General features: G+C 71.1%; 18 protein-coding genes. 6 read left to right on the top strand and 12 right to left on the bottom strand.

All coding sequences use genetic code 11. From position 1 onward, the window contains the following. Nucleotides 1–75 precede the first annotated feature (75 nt). Both ACT3UL_RS08880 and ACT3UL_RS08875 read right to left on the bottom strand, forming a co-directional pair. The gene (locus tag ACT3UL_RS08880) at nucleotides 76–1,791 is read right to left on the bottom strand and encodes a phosphomannomutase/phosphoglucomutase (RefSeq protein WP_444577889.1); all 1,716 of its coding nucleotides are present in this window, start codon (nucleotides 1,789–1,791) and stop codon (nucleotides 76–78) included. Continuing rightward, nucleotides 1,784–2,155: a DUF3499 domain-containing protein gene (locus ACT3UL_RS08875; RefSeq protein WP_444577888.1), complete on the bottom strand. Its 372-nt coding sequence runs from the start codon at nucleotides 2,153–2,155 to the stop codon at nucleotides 1,784–1,786. The genes ACT3UL_RS08880 and ACT3UL_RS08875 overlap by 8 nt, the downstream gene beginning before the upstream one ends. An 89-nt stretch (nucleotides 2,156–2,244) precedes the next feature. Here ACT3UL_RS08875 and ACT3UL_RS08870 point away from each other — a divergent pair, with 89 nt between their 5' ends. Then, nucleotides 2,245–2,703 (top strand): metallopeptidase family protein, encoded by a 459-nt coding sequence (locus ACT3UL_RS08870; protein WP_444577887.1) that lies wholly within the window; start codon nucleotides 2,245–2,247, stop codon nucleotides 2,701–2,703. A 44-nt stretch (nucleotides 2,704–2,747) separates the two neighbouring features. On the opposite strand, the gene ACT3UL_RS08865 is transcribed toward ACT3UL_RS08870, so the two are convergent. Genes ACT3UL_RS08865 through ACT3UL_RS08855 form a run of 3 tightly spaced genes read right to left on the bottom strand, consistent with a single transcriptional unit; the run spans nucleotide 2,748 to nucleotide 8,307 of the window. Continuing rightward, the gene (locus tag ACT3UL_RS08865) at nucleotides 2,748–4,490 is read right to left on the bottom strand and encodes a DUF5719 family protein (protein WP_444577886.1); all 1,743 of its coding nucleotides are present in this window, start codon (nucleotides 4,488–4,490) and stop codon (nucleotides 2,748–2,750) included. Further along, entirely contained in the window at nucleotides 4,483–7,995 is a 3,513-nt protein-coding gene (locus ACT3UL_RS08860) for a hypothetical protein (protein WP_444577885.1), read from the bottom strand. Before ACT3UL_RS08860 ends, ACT3UL_RS08865 begins: the two co-directional genes overlap by 8 nt. Before the next feature lie 12 nt (nucleotides 7,996–8,007). Beyond that, a complete protein-coding gene (locus ACT3UL_RS08855; protein ID WP_444577884.1) occupies nucleotides 8,008–8,307 on the bottom strand; it encodes a WhiB family transcriptional regulator in 300 nt (99 codons plus the stop codon). A gap of 240 nt (nucleotides 8,308–8,547) precedes the next feature. Between ACT3UL_RS08855 and cofE the strand changes: the two genes are divergently transcribed. Together cofE and ACT3UL_RS08845 are read left to right on the top strand one after the other, a co-directional pair. Next, nucleotides 8,548–9,699: a coenzyme F420-0:L-glutamate ligase gene (cofE, locus tag ACT3UL_RS08850; RefSeq protein ID WP_444577883.1), complete on the top strand. Its 1,152-nt coding sequence runs from the start codon at nucleotides 8,548–8,550 to the stop codon at nucleotides 9,697–9,699. After that, nucleotides 9,696–10,451, top strand: coding sequence for a TIGR03089 family protein (locus tag ACT3UL_RS08845; protein WP_444577882.1), 756 nt, complete (start codon nucleotides 9,696–9,698; stop codon nucleotides 10,449–10,451). The genes cofE and ACT3UL_RS08845 overlap by 4 nt, the downstream gene beginning before the upstream one ends. A 49-nt stretch (nucleotides 10,452–10,500) precedes the next feature. Here the strand turns inward: ACT3UL_RS08845 and ACT3UL_RS08840 are convergent, their stop codons facing one another. The 6 genes from ACT3UL_RS08840 to ACT3UL_RS08815 all read right to left on the bottom strand — a co-directional run bounded on the left by ACT3UL_RS08840 (nucleotide 10,501) and on the right by ACT3UL_RS08815 (nucleotide 17,598). After that, nucleotides 10,501–11,271, bottom strand: a complete 771-nt coding sequence (locus ACT3UL_RS08840; protein ID WP_444577881.1) for an ABC transporter ATP-binding protein — start codon at nucleotides 11,269–11,271, stop codon at nucleotides 10,501–10,503. 13 nt (nucleotides 11,272–11,284) lie between these two features. Next, entirely contained in the window at nucleotides 11,285–12,220 is a 936-nt protein-coding gene (locus tag ACT3UL_RS08835; protein WP_444577880.1) for an ABC transporter permease, read from the bottom strand. Beyond that, a complete protein-coding gene (locus ACT3UL_RS08830) occupies nucleotides 12,217–14,376 on the bottom strand; it encodes a glycosyltransferase (protein ID WP_444577879.1) in 2,160 nt (719 codons plus the stop codon). The genes ACT3UL_RS08835 and ACT3UL_RS08830 overlap by 4 nt, the downstream gene beginning before the upstream one ends. Nucleotides 14,377–14,434: 58 nt before the next feature. After that, nucleotides 14,435–15,595: a UDP-galactopyranose mutase gene (glf, locus tag ACT3UL_RS08825; protein WP_444577878.1), complete on the bottom strand. Its 1,161-nt coding sequence runs from the start codon at nucleotides 15,593–15,595 to the stop codon at nucleotides 14,435–14,437. A gap of 117 nt (nucleotides 15,596–15,712) precedes the next feature. Continuing rightward, nucleotides 15,713–16,594, bottom strand: coding sequence for a glycosyltransferase (locus ACT3UL_RS08820; RefSeq protein WP_444577877.1), 882 nt, complete (start codon nucleotides 16,592–16,594; stop codon nucleotides 15,713–15,715). Further along, nucleotides 16,591–17,598: a glycosyltransferase gene (locus ACT3UL_RS08815; protein ID WP_444577876.1), complete on the bottom strand. Its 1,008-nt coding sequence runs from the start codon at nucleotides 17,596–17,598 to the stop codon at nucleotides 16,591–16,593. Before ACT3UL_RS08815 ends, ACT3UL_RS08820 begins: the two co-directional genes overlap by 4 nt. Before the next feature lie 305 nt (nucleotides 17,599–17,903). Between ACT3UL_RS08815 and ACT3UL_RS08810 the strand changes: the two genes are divergently transcribed. Together ACT3UL_RS08810 and ACT3UL_RS08805 are read left to right on the top strand one after the other, a co-directional pair. After that, the gene (locus ACT3UL_RS08810) at nucleotides 17,904–19,118 is read left to right on the top strand and encodes an LCP family protein (protein WP_444577875.1); all 1,215 of its coding nucleotides are present in this window, start codon (nucleotides 17,904–17,906) and stop codon (nucleotides 19,116–19,118) included. Between the two features lie 187 nt (nucleotides 19,119–19,305). Further along, nucleotides 19,306–20,913, top strand: a complete 1,608-nt coding sequence (locus tag ACT3UL_RS08805) for an ankyrin repeat domain-containing protein (protein WP_444577874.1) — start codon at nucleotides 19,306–19,308, stop codon at nucleotides 20,911–20,913. Between the two features lie 42 nt (nucleotides 20,914–20,955). On the opposite strand, the gene ACT3UL_RS08800 is transcribed toward ACT3UL_RS08805, so the two are convergent. Further along, nucleotides 20,956–21,675, bottom strand: coding sequence for a glycosyltransferase family 2 protein (locus tag ACT3UL_RS08800; RefSeq protein ID WP_444577873.1), 720 nt, complete (start codon nucleotides 21,673–21,675; stop codon nucleotides 20,956–20,958). A 166-nt stretch (nucleotides 21,676–21,841) separates the two neighbouring features. On the opposite strand from ACT3UL_RS08800, the gene ACT3UL_RS08795 reads away from it, so the two are divergent. Beyond that, complete coding sequence (locus ACT3UL_RS08795; protein ID WP_444577872.1) at nucleotides 21,842–23,167, top strand: nucleotide sugar dehydrogenase; 1,326 nt, start codon at nucleotides 21,842–21,844, stop codon at nucleotides 23,165–23,167. The last annotated feature ends 3 nt before the right edge of the window (nucleotides 23,168–23,170 follow it).

Genomic DNA, 23,170 nt, shown 5'->3' with positions numbered 1-23,170 from the left:
GCGGCTCTCAGCGGCACAGCATCCCCGGGCCGTCAGTGCAGCCGACACCGCCAGCAGGAGTTCGGACGCCTCGTCTCAGGCTGTCGGCACGTCGTGCCGCCCGGCGATCAGCACCGGGATCCCGCCCTCGACCGGGTGCCGACGGGCACAGTCCGTGCACTGAAGAGCCGCCTCGACGTCCCGCAGCTCTCCCCCGCAGTCAGGGCAGCACAGGCGAGAACGCACCCAGCTGGGGACGTCGGCGCCGCTGGCACCGGCAGGCAGCTCGACGGCTTCTGCCCCCGATTCCGCCTGCTCGACCTCCGAAGCCGCCAACTCGACCTCCGCCTGCTCGGCGGCGTGCTCATCCCGCGCGATGGCGAGGATCTCGTCCCGGATGCGGGCCATGGTGGTCCTCTGTTCTGCTTCGACGTTCAGCCGCAGCAGCGGCTCGGTGTTCGAGGAGCGCAGCGAGAACCACCAGCGACCCTCCGGGGCGAGGTCCTCGTCCCAGTGCACGACGGTCAGCCCGTCCAGCTCGTCGATCCGCGCGGCGGGCAGCGACGTCACATGATCGCGGACCCGGCCCCGCGCCGACTCGGCATCGTGCACCGGGGAGTTGATCTCCCCGCTGGAGGGATACGGATCATGCTCCGCGACGAGCGCGGACAGCGACCCGTCGGTCTCGGCGAGCGCCGCGAGCACATGGAGCGCCGCAAGCATCCCGGAGTCCGCGGAGAAGAAGTCCCGGAAGTAGTAGTGCGCGGAGTGCTCACCGCCGAAGACGGCGTCGTTCTCGGTCATGATCGCCTTGATCAGCGAGTGGCCCACGGGCGCGCGCACCACGTCACCCCCGGCCTCGAGCACCGTCTCGGCGACATGGCGGGAGGAGACCAGGTTCGCGACCACGACGGGCCGCTCCTGGCCGGCGGCACGCGCCCGTGCGATCTCGCGGCGCGCGATGAGCGCGGTCACCGCGGAGGGCGGGACCGGGGTGCCGGTCTCGTCGACCGTCACGCAGCGGTCGGCGTCACCATCGAAGGCGAGACCGAGGTCCGCCCCTTCACGGACGACCGCCTCCTGCAGATCACGAAGGGTATCGCGATCCAGCGGGTCGGCACGATGGTTGGGGAAGGTGCCGTCGAGGTCGAAGTGGAGCGGGATCAGCTCGAGCTGCTCCAGGGACCCGAGCACGGCGGGGGCGGTGAGCCCGGCCATCGCGTTGGCCGCGTCCACGACGACCCGCAGCGGCCGGCGGGTCGGGATCTCGACCAGCTCATGGAGGGTCCGGGCGTAATCCGGGAGGGTGTCCAGCGGCTCCGCGCGCCCTTGCCCGCTCTCCGGGATCTCCCCGGCTGCGAGATAGGCCTCGGCACTGCGACGGATCTCGTCCAGGCCCGTGCCGCGGCTGATCGGTCGGGCGCCCGGCAGGCACAGCTTGAGACCGTTGTCGGAGGCGGGGTTGTGCGAGGCGGTGATCATCACCCCTGCCGCACGGTGCAGCCCGGCGGCGCAGTACAGCTGGTCGGTGGAGGAGAGCCCGGCATCGGCCACGATCGCCCCGCGGCGCACCGCGCCCTCGATGACGGCACGTGAGAGCTCCGGGGAGCTGACGCGCATGTCATGGGCCACGATCAGCTCCTGGGACTCCAGGAAGTCCGCAAAAGCCGCTCCGAGGGCGCGGGCGACGTCGACGCTCAGCTGCGTCCCGGCTTCGCCGCGCACGTCGTAGGCCTTCACGATCGCGGAGAGGGAGCCGTCACCGGCCGCAGCCGGAGCAGCGCCCACAGGGGATGGCGCGGGGTCAGTCATTCGTGCTCCTGAGAACATGGAGGTGGCGGCCGGGCTCGGAGTCGTCGGGCCGACGGTGCGGGGCACGAGGAGCGGACGAGCCCGGGCTCCGTCCGGTCTCGTCCGTCGGAGCCGGTCGGGGCCGTACGGCATCGGCGAGAGCGACCAGGTCGTCGCTGGCCTCCTCGCCTCCGGCGACGCGCAGCAGCTCCCAGCCCCGAGGGGCGGTCATGCGGCTGGCATGGTCGCGGCAGAGATCATAGGCATGGGGCTCGCTGTCCCGCGAGAGGGGGCCCAGCACCGCGGTGGAATCCGCGTAGACGAAGGTCAACGAACTCACAGCCGGTCGCGAGCAGGCGGTTCTGGAGCATTCACGAGCTGGCACGTCATGCAGTGTACGCAGTCCTACCGACGATGGGTCGACGCCGCGCCCTGACCGGCGTGGACGGGGGCACAGAACGCTACTGTGGGTGCATGGATGTCGAGCCGTCGTCTCTCCCCGGCACCCCCGGGCCCCGCCCGGGACCCCGACGCCGCGATCGTCGCGGACGCGGCCGTCGCTGGGACCTGATCCCCCCGCATCTCCCGGGATATCGCACACGTCGGGAGCAGTTCGACGACACCGTCGCCGATGCCGGTGCCGCCCTCGCCGAACGCTTCCCGCGTCGCCTCGCCCACCTGCAGGTTCTCGTCGAGGAGGTCCCGCCCTCGGATCCGGCTCCCTGGGAGGACGCGACGGTGCTGCTGGGCCGGGTCCTGCCGCCGTCCCGGGACCATCCGGCACGGGTGATCGTCTACCGTCGGCCGATCCAGACCCGGTGCGAGGGCGAGCAGGACACCGAGATGCTGGTGCGTCAGGTGCTGGCCGAGCAGATCGGCTCCCTGCTGAGCATCGATCCCGAGGACGTGGATCCGGCGGCGTGGGAGGACTGACCCGAGCGGCCGGCCCGAGCTCCACGTCCTTCGGACCGGCGCTGTCAGTCCTGCACCCTGATGGTGAGCGGATCGGTGGTCTGCTGGGCTGTGGTGACCGGGAGCGCCGAGAGCAGGAGGCCGCCGGCGCCGTCGCCCTCCCGTTGCATCCATCCGGCGTGCACCGCACCCGGCACGTCCGGGACCACGGAGAGCGCGCTCGGGCGGGCGCCGTCGATCCTCAGCGAGCTGTCCGGGACCGTGACCGAAGCCCCCTTCGCGACCTCCACCTCGAGCGGCTTGCCCGCGCTGCCATCGGCGGCGAGGGGCACGATGGTCACTCCACTCGCCTCCGCGGCCGTCAGGGTCAGGCTCCCGGCACCTCCCTCGGCCGGAAGCGCCAGGACTCCGGCGCTGACCAGGGCGGACGCCGGGGAGACGATCGTGAAGTCGACCGGCGCCCCGAGGGTGTCGCCGGGCAGGTCCGCCCCGGTGGCCGAGCTGCGCGTCACGGCATGCACCGGGTCCGCGGACCGCACCGTGACCGAATAGGAGCCGTCCGCGAGTCCCTCCAGCGGCAGCGGGACCACCGCGCCGGCGGCGATCTCGACGTCCTCGAGGGAGGCCGCATCGAGGACCCCGTCGGGTCCGGAGACCTCGACCGACGCGGTGGTGTCCGTCCCCTGCGGGTTCGCCAGCACCAGCTGGGGGGCCGTCCCGGCGACGTCCACCCCGGGCATGGTCTGCTCGACGGCCGCCGCGGGGAGCGGCGTGAGCATCTCCGCCCCACCGGGGGTGAGGCCGTCGCGCTCGGTGGTCTGGACGTGCATCGACAACGGTGCGCCGAGCACCGATGCCCGCACCCCCACGGCGTCGTGACCACCGACGACGGACTCGAGCAGGACCTGCTCCTCGGCGCCCGGGGCGACGACGATCTGGCTGCGGCCCTTCATCGCGGCCGGCCCGTCCTCGGTCCAGACCTGCACCGACGCGGTGGCAGGACGCGTGGTCGGATTGCGCAGCACGAGCGTGGAGCTGTCCCCGGTGGCCGTGGAGATCCCCAGGAACGTGGCATCCGTCCGGGGAGCGCCGCAGCGGGTCAGCGCGAGCGACCGGTAGTCACCGCTGGTGGTGGCGGTGGACTGCACGGAGTCCGTGACCGGCCTTCCTCCCTCGGAGGTCGCGGCCCGGACCACGGAGGCGCCGTCGACCTCGGGAATGATCTGGATCCCCACACCGAGGTCCGCAGAGGCGGTGTCCTCGCTCAGCGCGGAGCCGTCGGCCGCCTCCGTGGCGAGGGACGGGGCGCGCACCTCGCCGTTCTCGTCCTGCAGGGTCTCGGAGCCGCTGACCCGCCCGAAGAGCACCGACGAGTCCTGCTCGAGGGCGACGCTGGACAGACCCACCGTGGCGCTCGGCGGGGTGACGGACAGATCCTGATCTGCCGTCTCGACGAGCAGCTGATCGGGGACCTCGAGCGGCCCCGGGCACTGCAGCGTGCTCGCCCCGGGCTGCGACTGGCTCTGGGCGTGGGTGACCTGCGTCGGCTCGGGGGTCGGCGCGGTCACGATGACGCCGATCGCGGCCGCGAGCGGCAGCAGGGCCGCCAGGGCCAGCACCGGACGCACGGGCCCGTGGCGCTCGCGGCGGGACAGGGGCGGGTGCTCCTGCCCCTGCTCGTCGGGCCCGCCGCCCGAGGTGCCGCCGCTCGAGGTGCCGCCGCTCGAGGTGCCGCCGCTCATGGGGCCGCCTTCGGGAGCCGGTGGGTGCTGGGAATCGTGGTCGCGCCGCGGATCGTGGTCAGCCATACATCTCCTCCGCGTCCCGGGTGCGCAGGCGCCAGGGGATCGAGATCACGATGGTCAGAGCGAGAACCGCGTACAGCAGGATCTGCCAGACCAGCCGGGCAGGCTGCTCGCGGTGGATGTCGATCTCGCCGTCGGCTCCGGACGGCACGACGAAGCCCTGCGCCCAGTCGCCGACGACGACAGGTTCGAGCTCGGTCCCGTCCAGGGTCGCTCGCCACTGGCTGTCGGCGCGCTCGGAGAGCACCACGGTGCGCTCGCTGCTGTCCGCGGGGATCCGACCGGTCGCGTCGATGACGCCGCTGGCCAGCGCCACCGGTTTCGAGCCGCTGACGACCACGGCGCGAGGTGACGTGCCGAGCACGCGCCACATGCCGCCCCGAGCACCCTCGGTGACCTTCTCCAGGGTCGAGGAGGAATCGAGCGCGTCCACGAGATCCGACTGGTCGGAGGGGTCGCCCTCCACGACGACGTAGGCGATCGCGAGGGAGGCCGCCGCCTGGTCCGCCTCACCGGCGTCGGATCCCTCCGCCCCGCTGGACAGCATCGTGGCGACCGACGTGCGCAGGGCGCTCCGGGCGGGGTCCTCGCCGATGCTCTCGCCGGAGCGGACCGTGTCCACGGCGCGCGCATCCGTGATCGTGGCGTGCTGGATGACGGTGTCCCCGCCGTGGACGACGAGGCTCGCCTCGATCGTGCCGTCATCCTGCTGCGCGAGCACGAGCACCCGCGCCCGCGCATCGGTGCGTCCCTGGTCCGCTGCGGCGGCCGGGACCTCACCGCCCTCGACGCGGTCCAGACGGAGCTGACCGGGCAGTGCCAGGGTCCAGCCGGCGACCGTCGCGAGGCAGACAACGGCGACGAGGGCGCCGATCACGGTCGTACCGGCGCGCCGCAGGCCGCCGTCCTCCTCCTCGCGTCGGGCCAGGGCGTCGAAGCTCGCGGCGGCGCCGACCGAGAGGGCCAGCAGGATCGCGCTCTGCAGCGCGTTCCAGGGTGCCGGCACCAGCTGGTCGCCGGCGACGGCGAGCGCGGTGGAGCGGGTCAGCAGCAGGGTCATGAGGCCGACGGCGGCCACCAGGATGCTGAACCGTCCCGCCCGGCCGGCGTTCCCCGCGAGCAGCGGGGAGATGACGGCGGCGACCACCACGGGTGCCACCGGCAGCATCGGCACCAGCAGAGCACCGGTGGTGCCCACCAGCGGGACGAGCAGCTCCTGCAGCCCGGGGGCGACCGGCCACAGGGAGAGCAGGTCGAGCGTGTCGGCGCTCGCGGCCCGGGGCGGGACCCCGCTGACGGCCAGCAGCGTCTCGGGATGGCCGAGGTAGACGGGGAGGTAGGGGACGTGCAGCGCGAGCGAGGGCAGCAGCACCCACAGCAGGCGGAGGCGCCGGCCGGGCACGGCGACCGCGAGGAGCGCGATCCCCAGCGCCGTCAGCAGCACCAGCACCGGGCTCACGGCTCCGATGATCAGGAGCAGCAGACCTCCGGCCGCCGCCGCGGACACGCTGGCCTGGGAGACCTTGTGGGGCAGACCGATCGCGCGGCCTATGCACAGGGCGAGCAGCGGCAGCAGGGCGTGGACCACGAGCAGCGGCCACGCGCCGATCGCGAGGGCGGAGACGAGGGGCGGCGCCAGTGCCCAGAGGGTGGCGAGGGTCAGCCGGGCGCCGACGGCGCGGGTGATCGCGCCAGCTGCCCACCAGGCGGCGAGCGCGCTGGCCGGCACGGCGGCGAACACGACGACCTCGACGAGGGAGCTGCCGCCGATCGGGAGGTGCCCCAGCAGGCGGATCAGCGGATCTGCCGGGCCCCGCTCCCCGAGGCCGCCGGGGATCCAGCTGGACCACGCGGCCGCCCAGGACGCCGCCCAGCTCTCGGGCAGGGCACGCAGACCGGGGCCGGTGAGCTCGCCGCGGCCGAAGAGTCCTCTCAGCGCGAACAGCCCCAGGACGGTCGAGGCCAGCGCCACGACGACCGTCCAGAGCACGTGACGGCCGTAGTCGGCATCCTCCACACCGTGGTGAGTGCCCGAGATGCCCCAGGTGGTGCGACGGATCCGACGTCGATGATCGTCGTCGGCGAACAGCCGCGTCCAGGTGTCCTCGAGCCAGCGCCGCATGCTGTCGCCGCGCGGCAGATACAGCGGGGCGAGCCGACCGCTCGGCACGCGCGCCCGGCGGCGCGCCGCTCGGCTCCGGGAGAGCACCCGGCCCACCCGGGGCATCGCGGCGGCCCAGGCCCGCAGCTCCATGGCGGCACGCCGCGGCTGCGACGCCGCCACGGAGCCTGCCATGCGCAGCAGCGTCGTCAGGGGCAGGAGGATGAGCATGGCGAGCGCCATGAGCAGGGAGCGGTGCTTCAGCAGCACGAGGATCTGGCCTGTGCGCTGCTCCTGCAGGCGCTCCAGCAGCGGACGCGTCGGATGGGGGGACACCACGCGGGCCGCCGACTGGACCGCGACCCGTTCCCCGGATCGCCAGACCCGCCGGCACAGGTCGATCTCCGCCCAGGGTTCGGGGAGGTCAGGATCCAGCCCGCCCACGTCACGCAGTGTCTGCTCACGGATCAGCATGCCGGGCAGGGCGACCGCGAGGACGTCCTCACGCCAGTCGGCCTGCCCCTGGTCGATCTCCCCGGGAGCGACCCCGGTGATGATGCGCCCGCCGTGCGTCAGGGTGAGGCCGACGTCGACCAGGGCGTCCGCGCTCTCCGCCGTCAGCGGGGCCGCGTCGCCGGGCTCGTCATGGGAGTTTCCGGCCTCGTCATGGGAGTTCCCGGCCTCGTCCTCCGCCCGCACCCCGCCCAGCGGCATGCCCTCCGGAGCAGGACGGTTCCTGGGACGGACTCGCTTGGCGCCGACCACGCCCGTGTTCGGGGAGTTCGCCGCCATCTCGAGCTCCCGCTCCAGGGCATCCCGGCCGGGGGTCCCGGCGTCGGTGACGAACCACAGCCAGCTCTCCTCCGCCGCACCAGCTGTGCGGCCGATGCGGCGACCGGAACGCTGGCGCTCCGTGCGCAGCCGTTCGGGGACCAGGGCCAGGTCCTCGGCCTGCTGGGTGCGGCGTCGCTCTTCCGCCACCGTGTCGATGGCGCGTGCACGCCGCCCGGGAGGGGCCGACGTCTCGGCAGGTTCCGTGGTCGACAGGGACGGGGCGGAGGCTCCGTGGCCAGAGGCACTGTGCGCAGAGGGACCGTGCTCGGAGGGCCCCTCCGCGAGGGCCTCGTCATCGGCCGGCCCGACGTCGTCGAGGAGGTCCAGGGCCTCGTACATCGCCCCGGCACGTCCGACGGTGGACGACATTGTCCTGACGTCGTCGACGAGGCCGTCGCCGAGCAGCTGATCGAGTCGGGTACGGGACTCGTCAGGAAGATCCGCCCCGGCGACCACCACCAGGCGGTCGGCGGGTCGGGATTGTGCGAGGACTGCATCGAACGTCGCGTTGCGGGAACGCTCAGGGGTCGACCCGCTCAGCAGGACGACAGCAGTGACATGACGTTCGCTCACCGGGGAAGGATGTCAGACCACCCGGCGCTTGAGCTTGCGGCGCTCGCGCTCCGACAGCCCGCCCCAGATCCCGAAGCGCTCATCGTTCTCGAGGGCGTACTCGAGACATTCGGCCCGCACATCGCAGGAGACGCAGACCTTCTTCGCCTCGCGGGTCGAGCCGCCCTTCTCCGGGAAGAATGCCTCCGGATCGGTCTGCGCGCACAGTGCGCGCTCCTGCCATGACATCTCGGCATCGTCGGAGTCCTGCCCGGCGAAGTCGAGCAGGGACAGCTCTGCACGCGCGTCGTCGTTGACTGATTCTTCGTCCATAGCCACCTCTCCTTCCACTGCTGAGTGGCCACCGAAGGCCCGTTACCGCCCTAAAATACACGCATGTAGTTATGGGCCGTCAAGCGGGCCCGGCGCGTCGCACCTGCTGAACGCCCCGAATCACAGACCCGGGAGGATCACGTGACCACGTCACCGCATCGACAGGCCACCGCAGCGGAGGGCGAACGGTCGACCGTACAGGCCGCGACCTCGCCGCGGTCCGGGGCGTATCCGGGTCAGGTGAGCATCCTCCCCGTGCAGGGGATCGGCGAGATCCATGCCGGGGATGACCTCGCCGGCGTGCTGCTCCCCGCTCTGGAGGCGATGGGCGTCCAGGACGGCGACGTGCTGTGCGTCTCGACCAAGATCGTCTCCAAGGCGCTGGGTCTCCGGGTCGAGCCCGAGCACCGCGACGCCGCTGTGGAAGCGGCCGCCGTGCGCACCGTCGCGCGGCGGCGACACACCCGCGTCGTCACCTCGGTGGTGCAGATCGCCTCGGGGCCCGTGATGGCGGCCGCCGGGGTGGATTCCTCCAATGCCCCCGACGGACCGCTGCTGCTCCCCGAGGACCCTGATGCCTGTGCGCGTGACCTGCATCGATCCCTGTCCGACGCGCTCGGAGCGCGGGTCGGGGTGCTCCTGACGGACACCTCCTCGAGGATCTGGCGGGTCGGCGTGGGTGACATCGCCCTGGGGGCTGCCGGTGTCGCCTCCCTGCAGGACCTGCGCGGCGGGGTCGACGCGGACGGCAGGCCGCTGACCGTCACCGTGCGCAACCTCGCCGACGAGCTCGCCGCCGCGGCCGATCTCGTCAAGGGCAAGGCGAGCGGGGTGCCCGCCGCCCTGGTGCGCGGCGTGCTCGGCGCCACGGACGACGCAGTGCCCGCCCGAGACCTCTCGCGCACCGGTGAGGACGACTGGTTCCGCCGTCCGAGCCTGGAATCCGTCTGGGTGGCGCTCGGCCTGGAGCCGTACCAGGAGCCGATCGCCAGGATGTCCCCCGAGCCCGTCGCCGAACGGATCGAACGCGCCCTCGCGGTCGCCGCGATCCCCCGGTCCGACGACCCCGGCCCCCGCGCCGTGGCGCGACTCGTGCCCGCTCCAGGCACGGGCGTCTCCGGTCCCGACCGATCGGACGGTCCGGACGGTTCGACCCTCCCCGAGCCGTCGGACGACCACGATGGAGGGGTCGGCTCCGCCGCGCCGGTCGCCCTCGCCGCCGGCGCACGTATCGAGGTCATCCCGGCCGGCCCGGATCCCCAGGACTGGGTCGCGGCCGGATCTCTCGCCGAGAGGATCCGCGTCGCTCTGGGCGCGGAGTCCCTCGGCGCACCCCTGCCGACCCTGGCGATCGACATCGCACGGCCCGAGACCCCGGAGGATCACCGATGAGCACCGACCTGAACGTCCAGCTGCTGACAGCCCTCGAGCGCAGCGGACCGAACCCGGCGCTCGCCTGGTACGGGGAGGCGGCCCGTATCGAGCTGTCCGGGCATGTGCTCGCCAACTGGGTGATCAAGACGATCGGGCACCTCCATGACGAAGTCGCCCTCGACCCCGGGGACCAGGTGGTGCTCGACCTCCCGGCCCACTGGAAGCGTCTGGTGCTCGCGCTCGCCGCCTGGTCGCTCGGCGCCGAGGTCACGATGCTCGATGAGCAGGGCGCTGCGAACTCTCCGGATGCTGCGATCTCGACGGGCGCTGTGCTCCCCGAGGGTGCCGACCTCTCGGCGGCGCGACCCGCAGGAGCCCCGGCGGACGTGCCGTCGGCACCACGCGTGGTGGCCACCGACCGTCCGGAGTCTGCCCTGGCAGAGTCCGCCGATGAACTCCTCGTGCTCGAAGCCGTCTCTCTGGCACCGCGCTATAGCGGGCAGCTGCCACCGCTGGCCCACGACTGGGTGAGCGAGGTGCGTGCTCATCCGGATCAGCTCGGCGTGAACCTGCCTGCGTGGAGCGGCCCGCTCCCCGGGCAGTCAGGGTCGGCCGCTTCGACGCCTCCGCGCCTGCTGGTCCCGGGGGACGGCTGCGGCGCGATGCCCGCCGTGCTGCGTGCCCTGCTCGCCGGTGGCGGGATCGTCGGCCCGGCCGAGGTGGTCACCGAGCGTCAGGCGGCCGACGAGGTGGTGACGGGGACCGCCTGAGCACGGGACAGGGGGCACGGGCAGGGCGGTCAGCTGGCGGGCGGGGAGGTCAGCTGGCGCGCAGGGTCGCGACGGCCTCGGTCGGATCCCCGTCGTAGACGACGGTGCCCTTGCGCAGCACCACGATGCGGGTGCAGAGCTTCTCGAGCATCTCGAGCTCGTGGGAGACCACCACCATGGTGCGGCCCGCCGCCTGCAGTTCTCGGATCCGCTCGAGGCACTTGCGCTGGAACGGCTCGTCGCCGACCGAGAGGATCTCGTCGACCAGGAAGATGTCCGGCTCGGTGTGCACGGCGACGGAGAAGGCCAGGCGCAGGAACATGCCCGAGCTGTAGTACTTCACGTCGGTGTCGATGAACTCCTCGATCTCGCTGAAGGCGACGATCTCGTCGAACTTCGCATCGATCTGCTCCCGGCTCATCCCGAGGATCGCCCCGTTGAGATAGACGTTCTCGCGGCCCGAGAGATCGGGATGGAAGCCTGCCCCCACCTCGATCAGACCGGCGACCCTGCCCCGCAGGATCACCCGGCCCGCGTCGGGGAAGAGCACCCCGGAGATCGTCTTGAGCAGGGTGGACTTGCCGGATCCGTTGAAGCCGATCAGGCCCACAGTCTCCCCGGCGTGGACGGTGAGGTCCACATCGTCCAGCGCGAGGAAGGTGTCGGCGAGCTTCTTCTTCTGCAGGGCGGAGAACACCAGCTCCTTGAGCGAGTGGTCGTGACGCAGGGAGAACTCCTTGGTCACGTGCTGGATGCGCACCATCTCGCGGTCCGTGGGGACCGCTGCGGAGTCGGGGACGTCCTCGATGTTCGGACTCATCGCTCTGCTCCCCTCACAGTTCCTGGGCGAAGCGCCGCTTGGAGCGCTCGAACACGACGGTGCCGATGGCGAAGGTGACCACGGCGATCAGCAGGCCGGCCCACCACAGGCCGAACGGCTCCCCTGGTGTGGCCAGGGTCGGATCCATCGGCAGCTTCTCGACCACAGGACCGGAGTACCGCCAGAAGGCGACGTGGAAGAGCTCGACCACGATCGTCAGGGGGTTCAGCTGATAGAGCCACCACCAGATCGTGCCGCCGATCGACTCCTCCACCATGGAGATGCGGTAGAGCACCGGCGAGAGCCAGGTCGCGACCATGACGATGAGGTCCACGAAGTTCTCGACGTCCCGGAACGCGGCATTCAGCGCGGCGGCGAGCATCCCCAGCCCCATCGTGAACACCAGCAGGATCACCATGCCCAGACCGAAGGCGACCATCGAGGTCGCAGACGGCAGCCATCCGGACAGCAGCGCCCCCACCACGAGCACCAGCAGCTGCGGCAGGAAGTGCACGAGCGCCACGATCATGCTCGACCACGGGAACAGCTGGCTGGGCAGATAGATCTTCGACACCAGCGCGCCGTTGCCCGTGATGGACCTCGTCGCGTTGCCGAACACCTCGCCGAAGAGGTTGATCACGACGATACCGCTGAAGAGGTAGACGGCGTAGCCGGGAGTCCCCTTGGACAGCTGCAGGAACACCCCGAGCGCGATGTAGAAGACGATGAACTGCACCGCGGGCTTCACATAGCTCCACAGCATGCCGAGCATGCTGCCGCGGTAGCGCACGCGCAGCTCCTTGCGCACGAGAAGGCGCAGCAGGAACCGTTCCCGGATCGGGTTCAGCCAGCCCGCGTCCTGTCCGGGGGCCCGCCATCCCTGTGCCTGCTCGGCGCGGGTGGGGACCTGGGGCAGGGACGTGCGGGGCTCGTCGGCCTCCCCGGTCACGCCGGGGCGCTTCCTGTCGAGGAGGCGGTCTCGGGCCCGAGGTCCTGGGCGGCTCGGTCCCGCTCGCGCACCGGCGCCGGGTTCGCGGCGAAGGTCTTCTCCCACTCCGCGAAGGACGTGATGTGCTGGGCGGCCCGCTGGTAGGAGCGCTGCAGCTCGGGCCACCGACGGTGGAGCTCCAGGTGCGTCCCCACGGCTTCGCCGAGCATCGACCGCACCTGGCGCGGATCGCGCTTGTACCAGGAGACCTGGGTTCCCTCCGCGTTCGAGACCAGCGCGCTGTCATAGGCGGACAGCCGCCACCACTTCGCATCGAGGTGCGCGACCGCAGCCTGCGGGTTCTCCTGTGCTCGGGAGGTCGGCGCCTTCAGCAGCTGCTTGGCCAGGACCTTCACCGTCCATGCCGGCAGCTTCACGGGGGCGGGCTCGGTGAACGGCTTCCCCTTGCGCGGAGGCTTGTCCTGGTGGACCGACGGGAAGTGGTCCTGGTCCTTCTTCGACGTCGCGTCGTCGAACTGCGCGGCCATCGCCCGGATCTCGGGGAGCTTGGTGCCGATGGACGGGTGCAGCGCCTCCGGCCCGTCGAGGACGTCCCGCTGCGCCAGCAGACGCCCGGCCTCGGTGAAGTACTGCATCGAGATCAGGTGCTTGATATCCAGGAACTGCGATTCCTTGATCACCCGGCCGCCCCGCGAGTACGGCGAGTGCAGCAGAGCGGTGATGATCCGGTTGCGCTCGTGGAAATAGGCCTGCCAGCCCACGAGGTCGTCCTTGTCGACCCAGCTCATGTGCCAGACCCCGGCGCCGGGCAGCGACACCGTGGGATAGCCGGCCTTCTTCGCGCGCAGGCCGTACTCGGCGTCGTCCCACTTGATGAACACCGGCAGGCTCAGGCCGATCGCCCGCACCGTCTCGGTGGGGATCAGGCAGCTCCACCAGCCGTTGTAGTCGACGTCGGCCCGGCGGTGCAGCCAGGGCGTGGACCGCAGGGGCTCCTGGGCGAAGTCATGCCCCATGGCGGCGCCCGGATTCGCCAGCGACGGCTGGATCCTCCAGGGATCGACGACCTCGCCGAAGGTGTGCAGCACGCTGCGGTTGTTGAGATCGAACATATGGGCGCCGACGATGGTCGGCTTCGTGGCGAAGTCCGCGAAGGTCGTCATCCGGATCAGGGACTCCGACTCCAGCACGATGTCGTCGTCGCAGTTGACCACATAGGTCGAGGTGCCCGAGGTGGCCGCCTCGTACATACCGCGGGAGAACCCGCCGGACCCGCCGATGTTGCCCTGCTCGATGATCTGCAGCTGGTCGCCGAGGAGCTCCTGCAGCGGTGCGAGCTGCTCGGGGTGATCGCGCAGTCGATCCGATCCCTGGTCCACGACGTACATCACGTCCAGCAGCTCACGCAGGTTCGGATCCTCCGCGACCGTCCGGATGTTGTCGAGGCAGTACGGGACCTTGTTCATCGTCGTCATCCCGATGGAGAAGGTGCCGTCGGTGCGGGCGAGGTCGGCGTCCGCCGTCCACTCCGCACCGAGGATGGTGAGGTCCTGCCCCCCGGCGAAGGCATCGAACCAGTACCAGCCACCATCGCCGAAAGCTGTCAGCGGCAGCTCGAAGACCTGCTCGGAGCGGCCTGCCGTGACCGTGCGCGACTCCTGGCGCTGAAGGGTCCCGCGGGCGGTGGATCGCATGATGATGAGGTGTCCGCGGCCCGCGGTCCGGATGGTGAGGCGGACCGAGCGGACGGGGGTCCAGCGTCGCCAGTAGCTGGCCGGGAAGGCGTTGAAGTACGTCCCGAAGGACCGCATCGAGTGTGCCGGGATCCGCACCGAGTGCCGGTCGCTGAGCTCGCTGACGTCGACCGGGGCCTGCACCGCCCCGCGCGCCGCGGCGCCGGGATCCACGGTGGCCGCACTCGTCGGGGCGTCACCCAGGCCGAAGGCACCTCCGGTGGCGCCCGAGCGGGCGTCCTCCGCCTCGATGTACAGCGGGACGATGTCCGGGGACGCCTCGTAGGGCAGGATCAGCCGCTGCAGCAGCCGCTGCGGGGCGCCCTCGAGGGCCGTGTCCGGGTCGGTCGAGTCCTGGGGGCTCGAGCCCCGGGAGTTCGCGTCCTGGTCGGACGGGGTGAGGGTGGGTGCGTTGGCGTTCATGATGCTCCTCGTCGGCGATCGTCATGGGCCCCACGGTGCAGGCCGTGGGTCCCGCAGGTCACGCGCGCAGCAGGTCGGGCAGCTTGTTGTCGGCCATGGACAGGGCCGCGCCGATGGCCATGTGCATATCCAGGTACTGGTAGGTGCCCAGGCGCCCGCCGAACAGTGTGCGGGGCTCGGCGTCGGCGAGCTCGCGGTAGGCCAGGAGCCGCTCGCGGTCATCGCCGGAGTTGATCGGGTAGTACGGCTCGTCGCCGGTCTCCGCGAAGCGCGAGTACTCGCGCTGGATCACGGTGCGGTCCGAGGGGTAGTGGCTGCGCTCGGGGTGGAAGTGGCGCGGCTCGATGATCCGCGTATAGGGGACCTCGGCATCCGCGTAGTTCATCACCGACGTGCCCTGGAAGTCGCCCACATCGAGGTGCTCGGTCTCCAGGTCGATGGTGCGCCATCCGAGCTCGCCGAGCTCGAAGTCGAAGTATCGGTCCACGGGGCCGGTGTAGACGACGGGGATGTTCCCGCGGGTGGCGTCCTTGTTGAGCGGCTGCGTGGTGTCGAAGAAGTCGGTGTCCAGCTGCACCTCGATGTTCGGATGGTCGGCCATCCGCTCGAGCCACGCGGTGTACCCCTGGGTGGGGAGCCCCTCGTGGGTGTCGTTGAAGTACCGGTTGTTGTACGTGTAGCGCACCGGGAGCCGGGAGATGATCGAGGCGGGCAGATCCTTGGGGTCGGTCTGCCACTGCTTGCCGGTGTAGTTCTTGATGAACGCCTCGTACAGCGGGCGACCGATGAGCGAGACGCCCTTCTCGTCGAGGTTCTCGGGGTCCGTGCCCGCGAGCTCGCCGGCCTGCTCGGCGATCAGCGCGCGCGCCTCGTCGGGCGTGTAGGCGGCCCCGAAGAACTGGTTGATCGTGCCGAGGTTGATCGGCAGCGGATACACCACGCCCTTGTGGGTGGTGTGGACCGTGTGCCGGTAGCCGGTGAAGGTGGTGAACCGGTTGACGTACTCCCAGACCTTCTCGTTCGAGGTGTGGAAGAGGTGGGCACCGTACTTGTGGACCTCGATACCGGTCTGCTCGTCGGTCTCGGAGTACGCGTTGCCGCCGACGTGCGGGCGACGATCGATGATCATCACCTTGGCGCCGTGCTCGACGGCCGCCCGCTCGGCGATGGTCAGACCGAACAGGCCGGAACCCACGATCAGGAGGTCAGGAGTCGACACAGGAAGTCCTTTCGAAGCAGGCGACGGTCCGCTGGGGACCCGTTCACAGTAGCGGAGCGCCGGACCGCATCCCTCCGGTCCGACGAGTCCTCGGCGGGCCCGCCGAGGACGTCACATTCAGGCCGAACTCTCGATGAACTTTCGGTAACCGATTCGTCGCAGCTGCCCGGGGATGAAGCGGTAGACGCCACGCAGCACCAGGTTCTGCAGGAACTGGCAGGGCGTCGTGACGCGGTCGATCACGAAGCGGCGCTGCAGGCGCAGATCGCTCGAGTACAGCCGCCATCCGCCGCGCCGCGCGAACAGATCCTCATCGACGCGATAGTCGACGACGACCTCCTCGATGTTGCCCATGCGAGCGCCGCCGAGCATCATCCGCTCCCAGAGCCAGTAGTCCTCCAGCAGCGGGAGGACCCGGTACCCGCCCACGGCGAGCGCGACGGACCGCCGCATCACCACGGTGGGGTGGTGGAACGGACTGTGGTGCGGGAGGTACTCGACGATCTGGTCGTGCTCCAGCGGGCGGGAGCGCAGCGGGCCGTCGCCCGGAGCGATCCGGTCGTTGAACTCGCGCATCGAGCCGCCGAGCAGGTCCAGGGGGGCGAGCCCCCCGGCATCACCCCGCATGCGCGGGATCTGCAGGGCGAAGCGTTCCGGCCGGCAGATGTCATCGGCGTCGGCTCGCGCCACCAGCTCGTAGGGCGATGCCTCGAGCCCGTCCTGCAGCGCCGCGGCCACACCGCGATGTGCGTCATGACGAAGTACCTCCGCCGGGCCGAACTCGCCGTCGACGACGCGGGCGACGAGGCCCTCCAGAGCTGCGGGGAGGGGTCCGTCGACCGTGAGGAGGAGGAGATCGGGGCGCAGGTGCTGGTCGACGGTCGCCGAGGAGATGGCGAGCTCGACCCGATCAGGGACGTCCCGCCCCCACAGCGGCATGAGCACCACGAAGGGCGGCGTGCTCCGGTCCGATGCCGGCGTGCCGCGCTGGGCGGTCACCGCCCGGCCGCCCGCTCGATGGCTCGCACGTCCGCCGCGGCCTCGCCGTCCGCCTGCAGCACCTGGACCGACGGGCGGGGCCCGCGACGCAGTGCGTCCATCAGCCCCCGCGCCCCCACGCCGAGCAGGTCGCCACGGTGCCGCAGCAGCTGACCGGCCCAGCCGAGCAGCGTACGGCCGCCATGGAGCACCTTCTCGCCCGGGCTGAACGAGGTGGTGCGCAGCAGCGCCCACAGCCGATTGCGCACGTCGTAGTAGAAACGCGATCCCGGGTTCGCCTGGGCATTGCTGAAGAGAACGGTGCGGTGCTCCACGACCGAGGAGGGGACCTGGAGACCACGACCGTGCCGGAGCAGCCGCCCCGTGTGCTCGAAATCGTCGGACCAGATGAAGTAGTCGGCATAGGGCAGGCCCAGCCGGCGCACGTCCTGCCCGTTGAGCAGAGCCGAGACATAGCTCGCGGTGCGGATCGGACGCCCCCCGGCCCGGGCGGCGTCCGCCTTCTCCTGCGCGCTCGCTCCCAGCCGGGTGCGCTGGGTGTTCATGGGATGGTCGCGTCCGTCGGTCCACACCGCGCGGGAGCTGAGGACGCTCAGACGCACGGGCGAGGCCTCCAGGGAACGCACCAGGGCGGCCAGGGCACCGGGACGCGGGACGGTGTCGTCGTCCATCACCCAGACCCAGTCCGCCTCGTGCCGCACCAGGGCGCGCGCGATCCCGGCGGCGAAGCCCCCCGCCCCACCCACGTTGCGGCCGAGATGGACGACGTCCGCACCGATCCGGTGCTCGTCGGCCACCGTGCCGCTCGCGTCGCTGGACGCGTTGTCGATGACCACGACGGCATCCGGACGCCGCTCCTGGGCATCGAGCGCGTCGAGGCATTCGCCGAGCAGCTGAGCTCGGTTGTACGTGACGACCACGGCGACGATCCGTGCGGTCGTCGCGTCGGGGTGAGCGGTCCCTGGATGCGGCGTCGGGCCGCCTGCGGGTGCGGAATGGGTCACAGCGCCTCCTGCGGGTGGTCGTTGGCCGCGGAACGGCACGTGACCCAGTGTACGGAGACCGCAGAATATCGAGGACACCTGGGGATGACGGCGCTGTGAAGGTTCCTAGGAGGTTCTGCTCATGCTGGACATTCCGGCCGCGCCGAGCTCCGTCGTGGCCCCGCGGACCGCTACTCTGGCGAGCGCCGTGCACATCGGAGGCGGCTTCGGACGCCCCCGATCATCGACACCCGCCGTGCACCCCGCACGGTCGGCGCCCCCAGATCATCCGCACCCAGATCATCCCGGCCGGGAAGGAGACAGCTGTGAGCGATCACCAGCCCCCGCGCTCCCCGCGGCCAGGAGGGCCACGCCGTCCCGCCGGGCACAGGGCCCGCGCCGGAGGCAGCGCTCGCCAGGTGCCGCGCTCTCCCCGCCCGGACTCCCCCGACCGGCCCTCGGGCCCCACGTCCACCCGCGCGCTCCCGATCGCCGAGGATCCCGCCGTCGGGTTCCGCAGCGACTCGTCCCCCTGGGAGGAGGCCGGGCACGACCCGGTCGCTCCCCCGCCCCCGGGGCACGGTCGCAGCGCCCGCCGCCGGTCCCGGTTCCCCCGGCCCCTGCGGCTCGGCGCGACGTTGCTCGTCCTGGTCCTCGTCGTCGTGGTGGGCTGGGGTGCCGGGCTGGTGCTGTGGGCCGACAGCCGCATCGAGCACGTCGATGCCCTCTCCGGGATCGAGAACACCGAGGGGACCACGTATCTCATCGCGGGCTCCGATCGGCGCGGCGGCGACGCCGTGAACGACGACGGGACCGAGGGCGCCCGAACCGACACGATCATGCTCCTGCACAAGGCCCGCAACGGGAACAGCTACCTGATCTCCCTCCCGCGCGACACCCTCGTGGACATTCCCGGCTATGGCGGCTACAAGCTCAACGCCGCCTACTCCTTCGGCGGCGCCCCGCTCCTCGTCGAGACTGTCGAGGACTTCACCGGGCTCACCATCGACCACTACGTGGAGATCGGTTTCGACGGCGTATCGGGCATGGTCGACGCCGTGGGCCATGTGAATCTGTGCATCGACCGGGACGTGGACGACAAGAAGTCCGGCCTGTCCATGACCGAGGGCTGCCACGACGTGGGCGGCGAACAGGCGCTGGCCTTCGTGCGTGCTCGCTACTTCGACCCGACCGCGGACATCGGGCGGCAGCAGCGCCAGCAGCAGTTCGTCGGCGCGCTCATGGACCGTGTCTCCTCACCGGCCGTCCTGCTGAATCCGTTCAGCCAGGTCAAGCTCGCCGGGGCAGGCTCGGACTCCCTCGTCACGAGTGAGGGCACCGGCATCTTCACCGTGGGCCGGATGGCTCTGACCGCCCGGAGCGCCATGAGCGCGGGGACCCTGGCGATGCCCATCGACGATCCGGAATACCAGACCCGGAACTCCGGGGTCGCGATCCTCACCGACGACGCGGACATCGCCGCCTTCTTCGAGTCCGTCAAGGACGGGTCGGCCAAGGCCACTCCCGCGGACGGTGGCTGACCGGACCCAGCCCGGGATCGCGCACCCGACGGACAACGGGCGCTTCGACGCCTAGGATGGGGCGAGGCGATCCGGTGACGCCTCCCGCCCACGGGAAGGGCCCAGCCCGCACCGGGTACGAGCTCGAGGACGTCCGTCTCCCCTCCTGCCCGACCCAGTGGGCACCGGGCCCGGAGCGGAGGCCGACATGCCCCAGCTGGACCTGCCCGACCATCCTGATCTCTCCCACCTGCGCCGTCAGGCGAAAGCCCTGCGTGACCGGGTGGGACACGGCGACCCCGAGGCGATCGCCCAGGTGCGGGACCACCATCCCGATCCCCGCCGTGCTGGCCCTGGCGACGCCGATCTCGTGGACTCCGCGGACCCGGTCGGTGCGGAGTCCCCGCACCGTCCCTTCGCGCTGACCGACGCACAGCTGACCATCGCCCGGACGTACGGCTTCGGCTCGTGGCCGGCGCTGCGGCGACATATCGACGAGGTGCACCGTCTGACCCGTCGACCCCACCTCGCACCGTCCGGCACCGGAGCGGACGCGCTGCTCCGGCTGGCCTGCCTGGACTACGGGTCGGCGACCCGGGGCGACCACGCAGAAGCAGCACGGCTCCTCGCCGCCGACCCCTCCCTCTCCCGCGCGACCCTGGCCACGGCCGCCGCGACCGGCGACCTGGCCGCGGCCCGCGAGATCCTGGTCGCCGATCCCGCCGCCGTCGACCGCGAGGACGGACCCTTCGGCTGGACGCCCCTGCTGTACCTGACCTATTCCCGGCTCGGGAGTCCGCCCGGATCGTCCGCGGCGGAGCAGATCGACCACCTCGGCGTGGCCCGCCTCCTCCTCGCAGCCGGCGCCGATCCGAACTCCGGCTTCCTCTGGGACGGCCTGCCCTCGCCCTTCACGGCCCTGACAGGCGCGTTCGGGGGCGGCGAGCAGGGCGCTCCCCCGCATCCCCAGGAGCTGGAGCTGGCCGGGCTGCTGCTCGAGGCGGGAGCATCGGCGAACGACAGCCAGACGATCTACAACCGTGGCGCGGGATCCGCCCATGCCGAGGACGACGTCGACTTCCTCGAGCCGCTGCTGCGGGCGGGCCTGGGACGCGGTGACGGCGGCCCCTGGCACCGGCTGCTCGCTCCGCGGCATCCAGCACCCCGTCAGCTCCTCACCGAGGCGCTCCAGCACGCCGCTCACGCGGGGCTCCCCCGCCGGGCCCGGCTGCTCCTGGACCACGGCGCGGTCCCCGACCTGCGCAGCACCCATCCGGTGTACGTCGGCCGCACCCCGTACGAAGAGGCGGTGCTCCACGGGAACCCGGAGGTGGCCGACCTGCTCGAGCGAGCCGGCGCCGCGACGTCATCGATCAGCGACCAGGAGCGACTGGTCGGGAAGCTCCTGGCGACCTCGGGGTTCGGCGGTGGCTCGGCCGGTGGAACGGACCGTGGACCAGACAGCAGGACGACCGACGGATCGACCAGCTCAGAGGCCCCGCCCGCGCTGCTGTGCGCGGTGCAGGAGCATCACCCCGACCTCGTGGCGCGCGCCGCGGCGGCAGATCGGACCGACGCGATCACGCGCTGCCTCGACCACGGCTTCGGGATCGATGCACGAACCCCGGCCGGGCTCACGGCCCTGCACGAGGCCGCCGTACGGGGATACACCGGTGCGGTCGAGCTGCTGCTCTCCCGGGGCGCCGACCCCGCACTGCGCGACCCCCAGCACGGAGCGACCCCGGAGGGATGGGCCGCGCACGGCGGATACGAGGAGCTCGCAGCGCTCCTGCACTCCGCCGCGCAGGACCGCTGAGCTCCGTCGACGACCGTCGCCGGCCCGTCGGGCTCGGCGGGCTCAGCGGAAGAGCATGTCGATGACGATGTTCACCGAGTTCAGCATCGACTGGCCCTTCGAGCGGGAATAGTCGGTGTACAGGATGTGTACCGGATGCTCCCGCACGGTGAACTTATGGCGACCGATCTCCTCGACGATCTCCGAGGCGTGCGCCATGCGGTTCTGCTCGATCGCGATCTTCTCGCAGGCTTCGCGGCCGATCACCCGCAGCCCGTTGTGCGCGTCGGTGAGCTTCACGCCGCTGGTGAGGTTCGTGTACCAGACCGCGCCCCGCAGGACGATGCGCTTGAGCAGACCTGGCTTGGTCCGGGAATCCAGGAACCGGGACCCCAGCACGATGTCCACCCGCTCCGCGTCCCTCATCGCGATCATCGCGGCGGCGTCGTCGACCTGATGCTGTCCATCCGAGTCGAAGGTCACGATCTGCCGCATCTCGGGGTCACGCAGTGCGTAGTCGATGCCGGTCTTCAAGGCGGCGCCCTGGCCCATGTTGAAAGGGTGGCGCACGACGGCGGCACCGGCGCGGGCGGCGATGGCCGCCGAGTCGTCCTGGCTGCCGTCGTCGACCGCGACGACGAGCGGGTACCGGGTGCGCAGGTCACGGATGACATCCCCCACGACCTGCCCCTCGTTGAACAGGGGGACGACGAACCAGGTGGTGTCCGCTCCCGGGGACGTCTTCTCGACGACTGCTTCGCGCGGGGGCTCGGGGGTGCTCACGGGCTCTCCTTCTGGCTGGCGACCGGGGCAGGGCACGGTGTCGGGGCGTCGCAGCACGACGCTCCGGAACGGTCGATGACGATACTCTGTCACGGTGGACCGCTGATGACGGTCACCGTCGTGCATGCGACACCGCGCCCGGTGTCGGACTAGGAGGAACCCCGCCGTGAAAACTGCTGTCGTCGCTCTGGGAAAGATCGGACTGCCGCTCGCGGTGCAGTTCGCCGATGCCGGTCATGAGGTGATCGGTGTCGACACCAATCCTCGCCAGGTGGAGCTGATCAACCAGGCCGTCGAGCCGTTCCCCGGGGAGGCTCATCTCCAGGAGAAGCTCTCCGAGCTGGTCCCGGCCGGGAAGCTGACCGCGACCACTGACTACGCGGAGGCGATCCCCGGCGCGGATGCGGTCGTGATCGTGGTGCCGCTGTTCGTGAACGATGCGACCTGGGAGCCGGACTTCGGCTGGATGGACGCCGCGACGAAGTCGCTGGCGGAGCACCTCACCCCCGGCACCCTGGTGTCGTATGAGACGACTCTGCCGGTGGGGACGCTGCGCACCCGGTTCGTGCCGATGATCGAGGAGATCTCCGGGCTGAAGGAGTCGACTGACTTCTTCGCCGTGTTCTCGCCCGAGCGGGTCCTGACAGGTCGCGTGTTCGAGGATCTGCGGAAGTACCCCAAGCTGATCGGTGCGCTGACCGAGGCGGGCACGCAGCGGGCCCGCGAGTTCTACGAGTCCGCGCTCGAGTTCGACGAGCGCCCGGACCTGGCTCGCCCCAACGGGGTGTGGGATCTGGGGTCGCCGGAGGCGTCGGAGCTGGCGAAGCTCGCCGAGACCACGTACCGCGATGTGAACATCGGGCTCGCGAACGAGTTCGCACTGTTCGCACAGGACAACGGCATCGACGTGTACAAGGTCATCGAGGCGTCGAACTCGCAGCCCTACTCCCACATCCACCAGCCCGGCATCGCCGTGGGCGGACACTGCATCCCCGTCTACCCGCGTCTGTACCTGTCGACCGATCCGCATGCGGAGACGGTCCGTACGGCTCGGACGTTGAACGCGTCGGTCCCGGCGAAGCTGGTCGAGCGGGCCTCGGGCCTGCTGGGTGATCTGTCGGGGCTCAAGGCCGTGGTGCTCGGTGCGTCGTACCGCACCGGGGTGAAGGAGACCGCGTTCTCCGGGGTGTTCCCCGTGGTGGAGGCGCTGCGTGAGCATGGCGCCGAGGTCGCGGTCCATGACACCTATTACGACGATGCCGAGCTCGAGGGCTTCGGCTGGGCCCCGTACCACGTGGGCGAGGCCGCGGATCTGGTGATCGTGCAGACCAACCACGCCGAGTACAAGGACCTCACCGCCGCGGACGTGCCCGGGGTGAAGCTCCTGATCGACGGTCGCAACATCACCACCGCCGAGAACTGGACGGGCATCCCCCGCCTCGTCCTCGGCGACGGCTCCGCCTCCACCCACCAGCAGGCCGAGGAGGCCTGACCT

The sequence above is a fragment of the Brachybacterium sp. 107 genome (genome assembly GCF_052379725.1).
In the GTDB taxonomy this organism is placed as follows: domain Bacteria; phylum Actinomycetota; class Actinomycetes; order Actinomycetales; family Dermabacteraceae; genus Brachybacterium.
Note: the sequence above shows the minus strand (reverse complement) of the source record. Positions and strands in the feature narration are given on the sequence as shown.

Excerpts from the sequence above, each read along its gene's own strand:
- ACT3UL_RS08880 (WP_444577889.1), bottom strand. The coding sequence starts at position 1,791 with ATGACTGACCCCGCGCCATCCCCTGTGGGCGCTGCTCCGGCTGCGGCC.
- ACT3UL_RS08870 (WP_444577887.1), top strand. The coding sequence starts at position 2,245 with ATGGATGTCGAGCCGTCGTCTCTCCCCGGCACCCCCGGGCCCCGCCCG.
- ACT3UL_RS08865 (WP_444577886.1), bottom strand. The coding sequence starts at position 4,490 with ATGGCTGACCACGATCCGCGGCGCGACCACGATTCCCAGCACCCACCG.
- ACT3UL_RS08855 (WP_444577884.1), bottom strand. The coding sequence starts at position 8,307 with ATGGACGAAGAATCAGTCAACGACGACGCGCGTGCAGAGCTGTCCCTG.
- ACT3UL_RS08845 (WP_444577882.1), top strand. The coding sequence starts at position 9,696 with ATGAGCACCGACCTGAACGTCCAGCTGCTGACAGCCCTCGAGCGCAGC.
- ACT3UL_RS08840 (WP_444577881.1), bottom strand. The coding sequence starts at position 11,271 with ATGAGTCCGAACATCGAGGACGTCCCCGACTCCGCAGCGGTCCCCACG.
- ACT3UL_RS08830 (WP_444577879.1), bottom strand. The coding sequence starts at position 14,376 with ATGAACGCCAACGCACCCACCCTCACCCCGTCCGACCAGGACGCGAAC.
- ACT3UL_RS08805 (WP_444577874.1), top strand. The coding sequence starts at position 19,306 with ATGCCCCAGCTGGACCTGCCCGACCATCCTGATCTCTCCCACCTGCGC.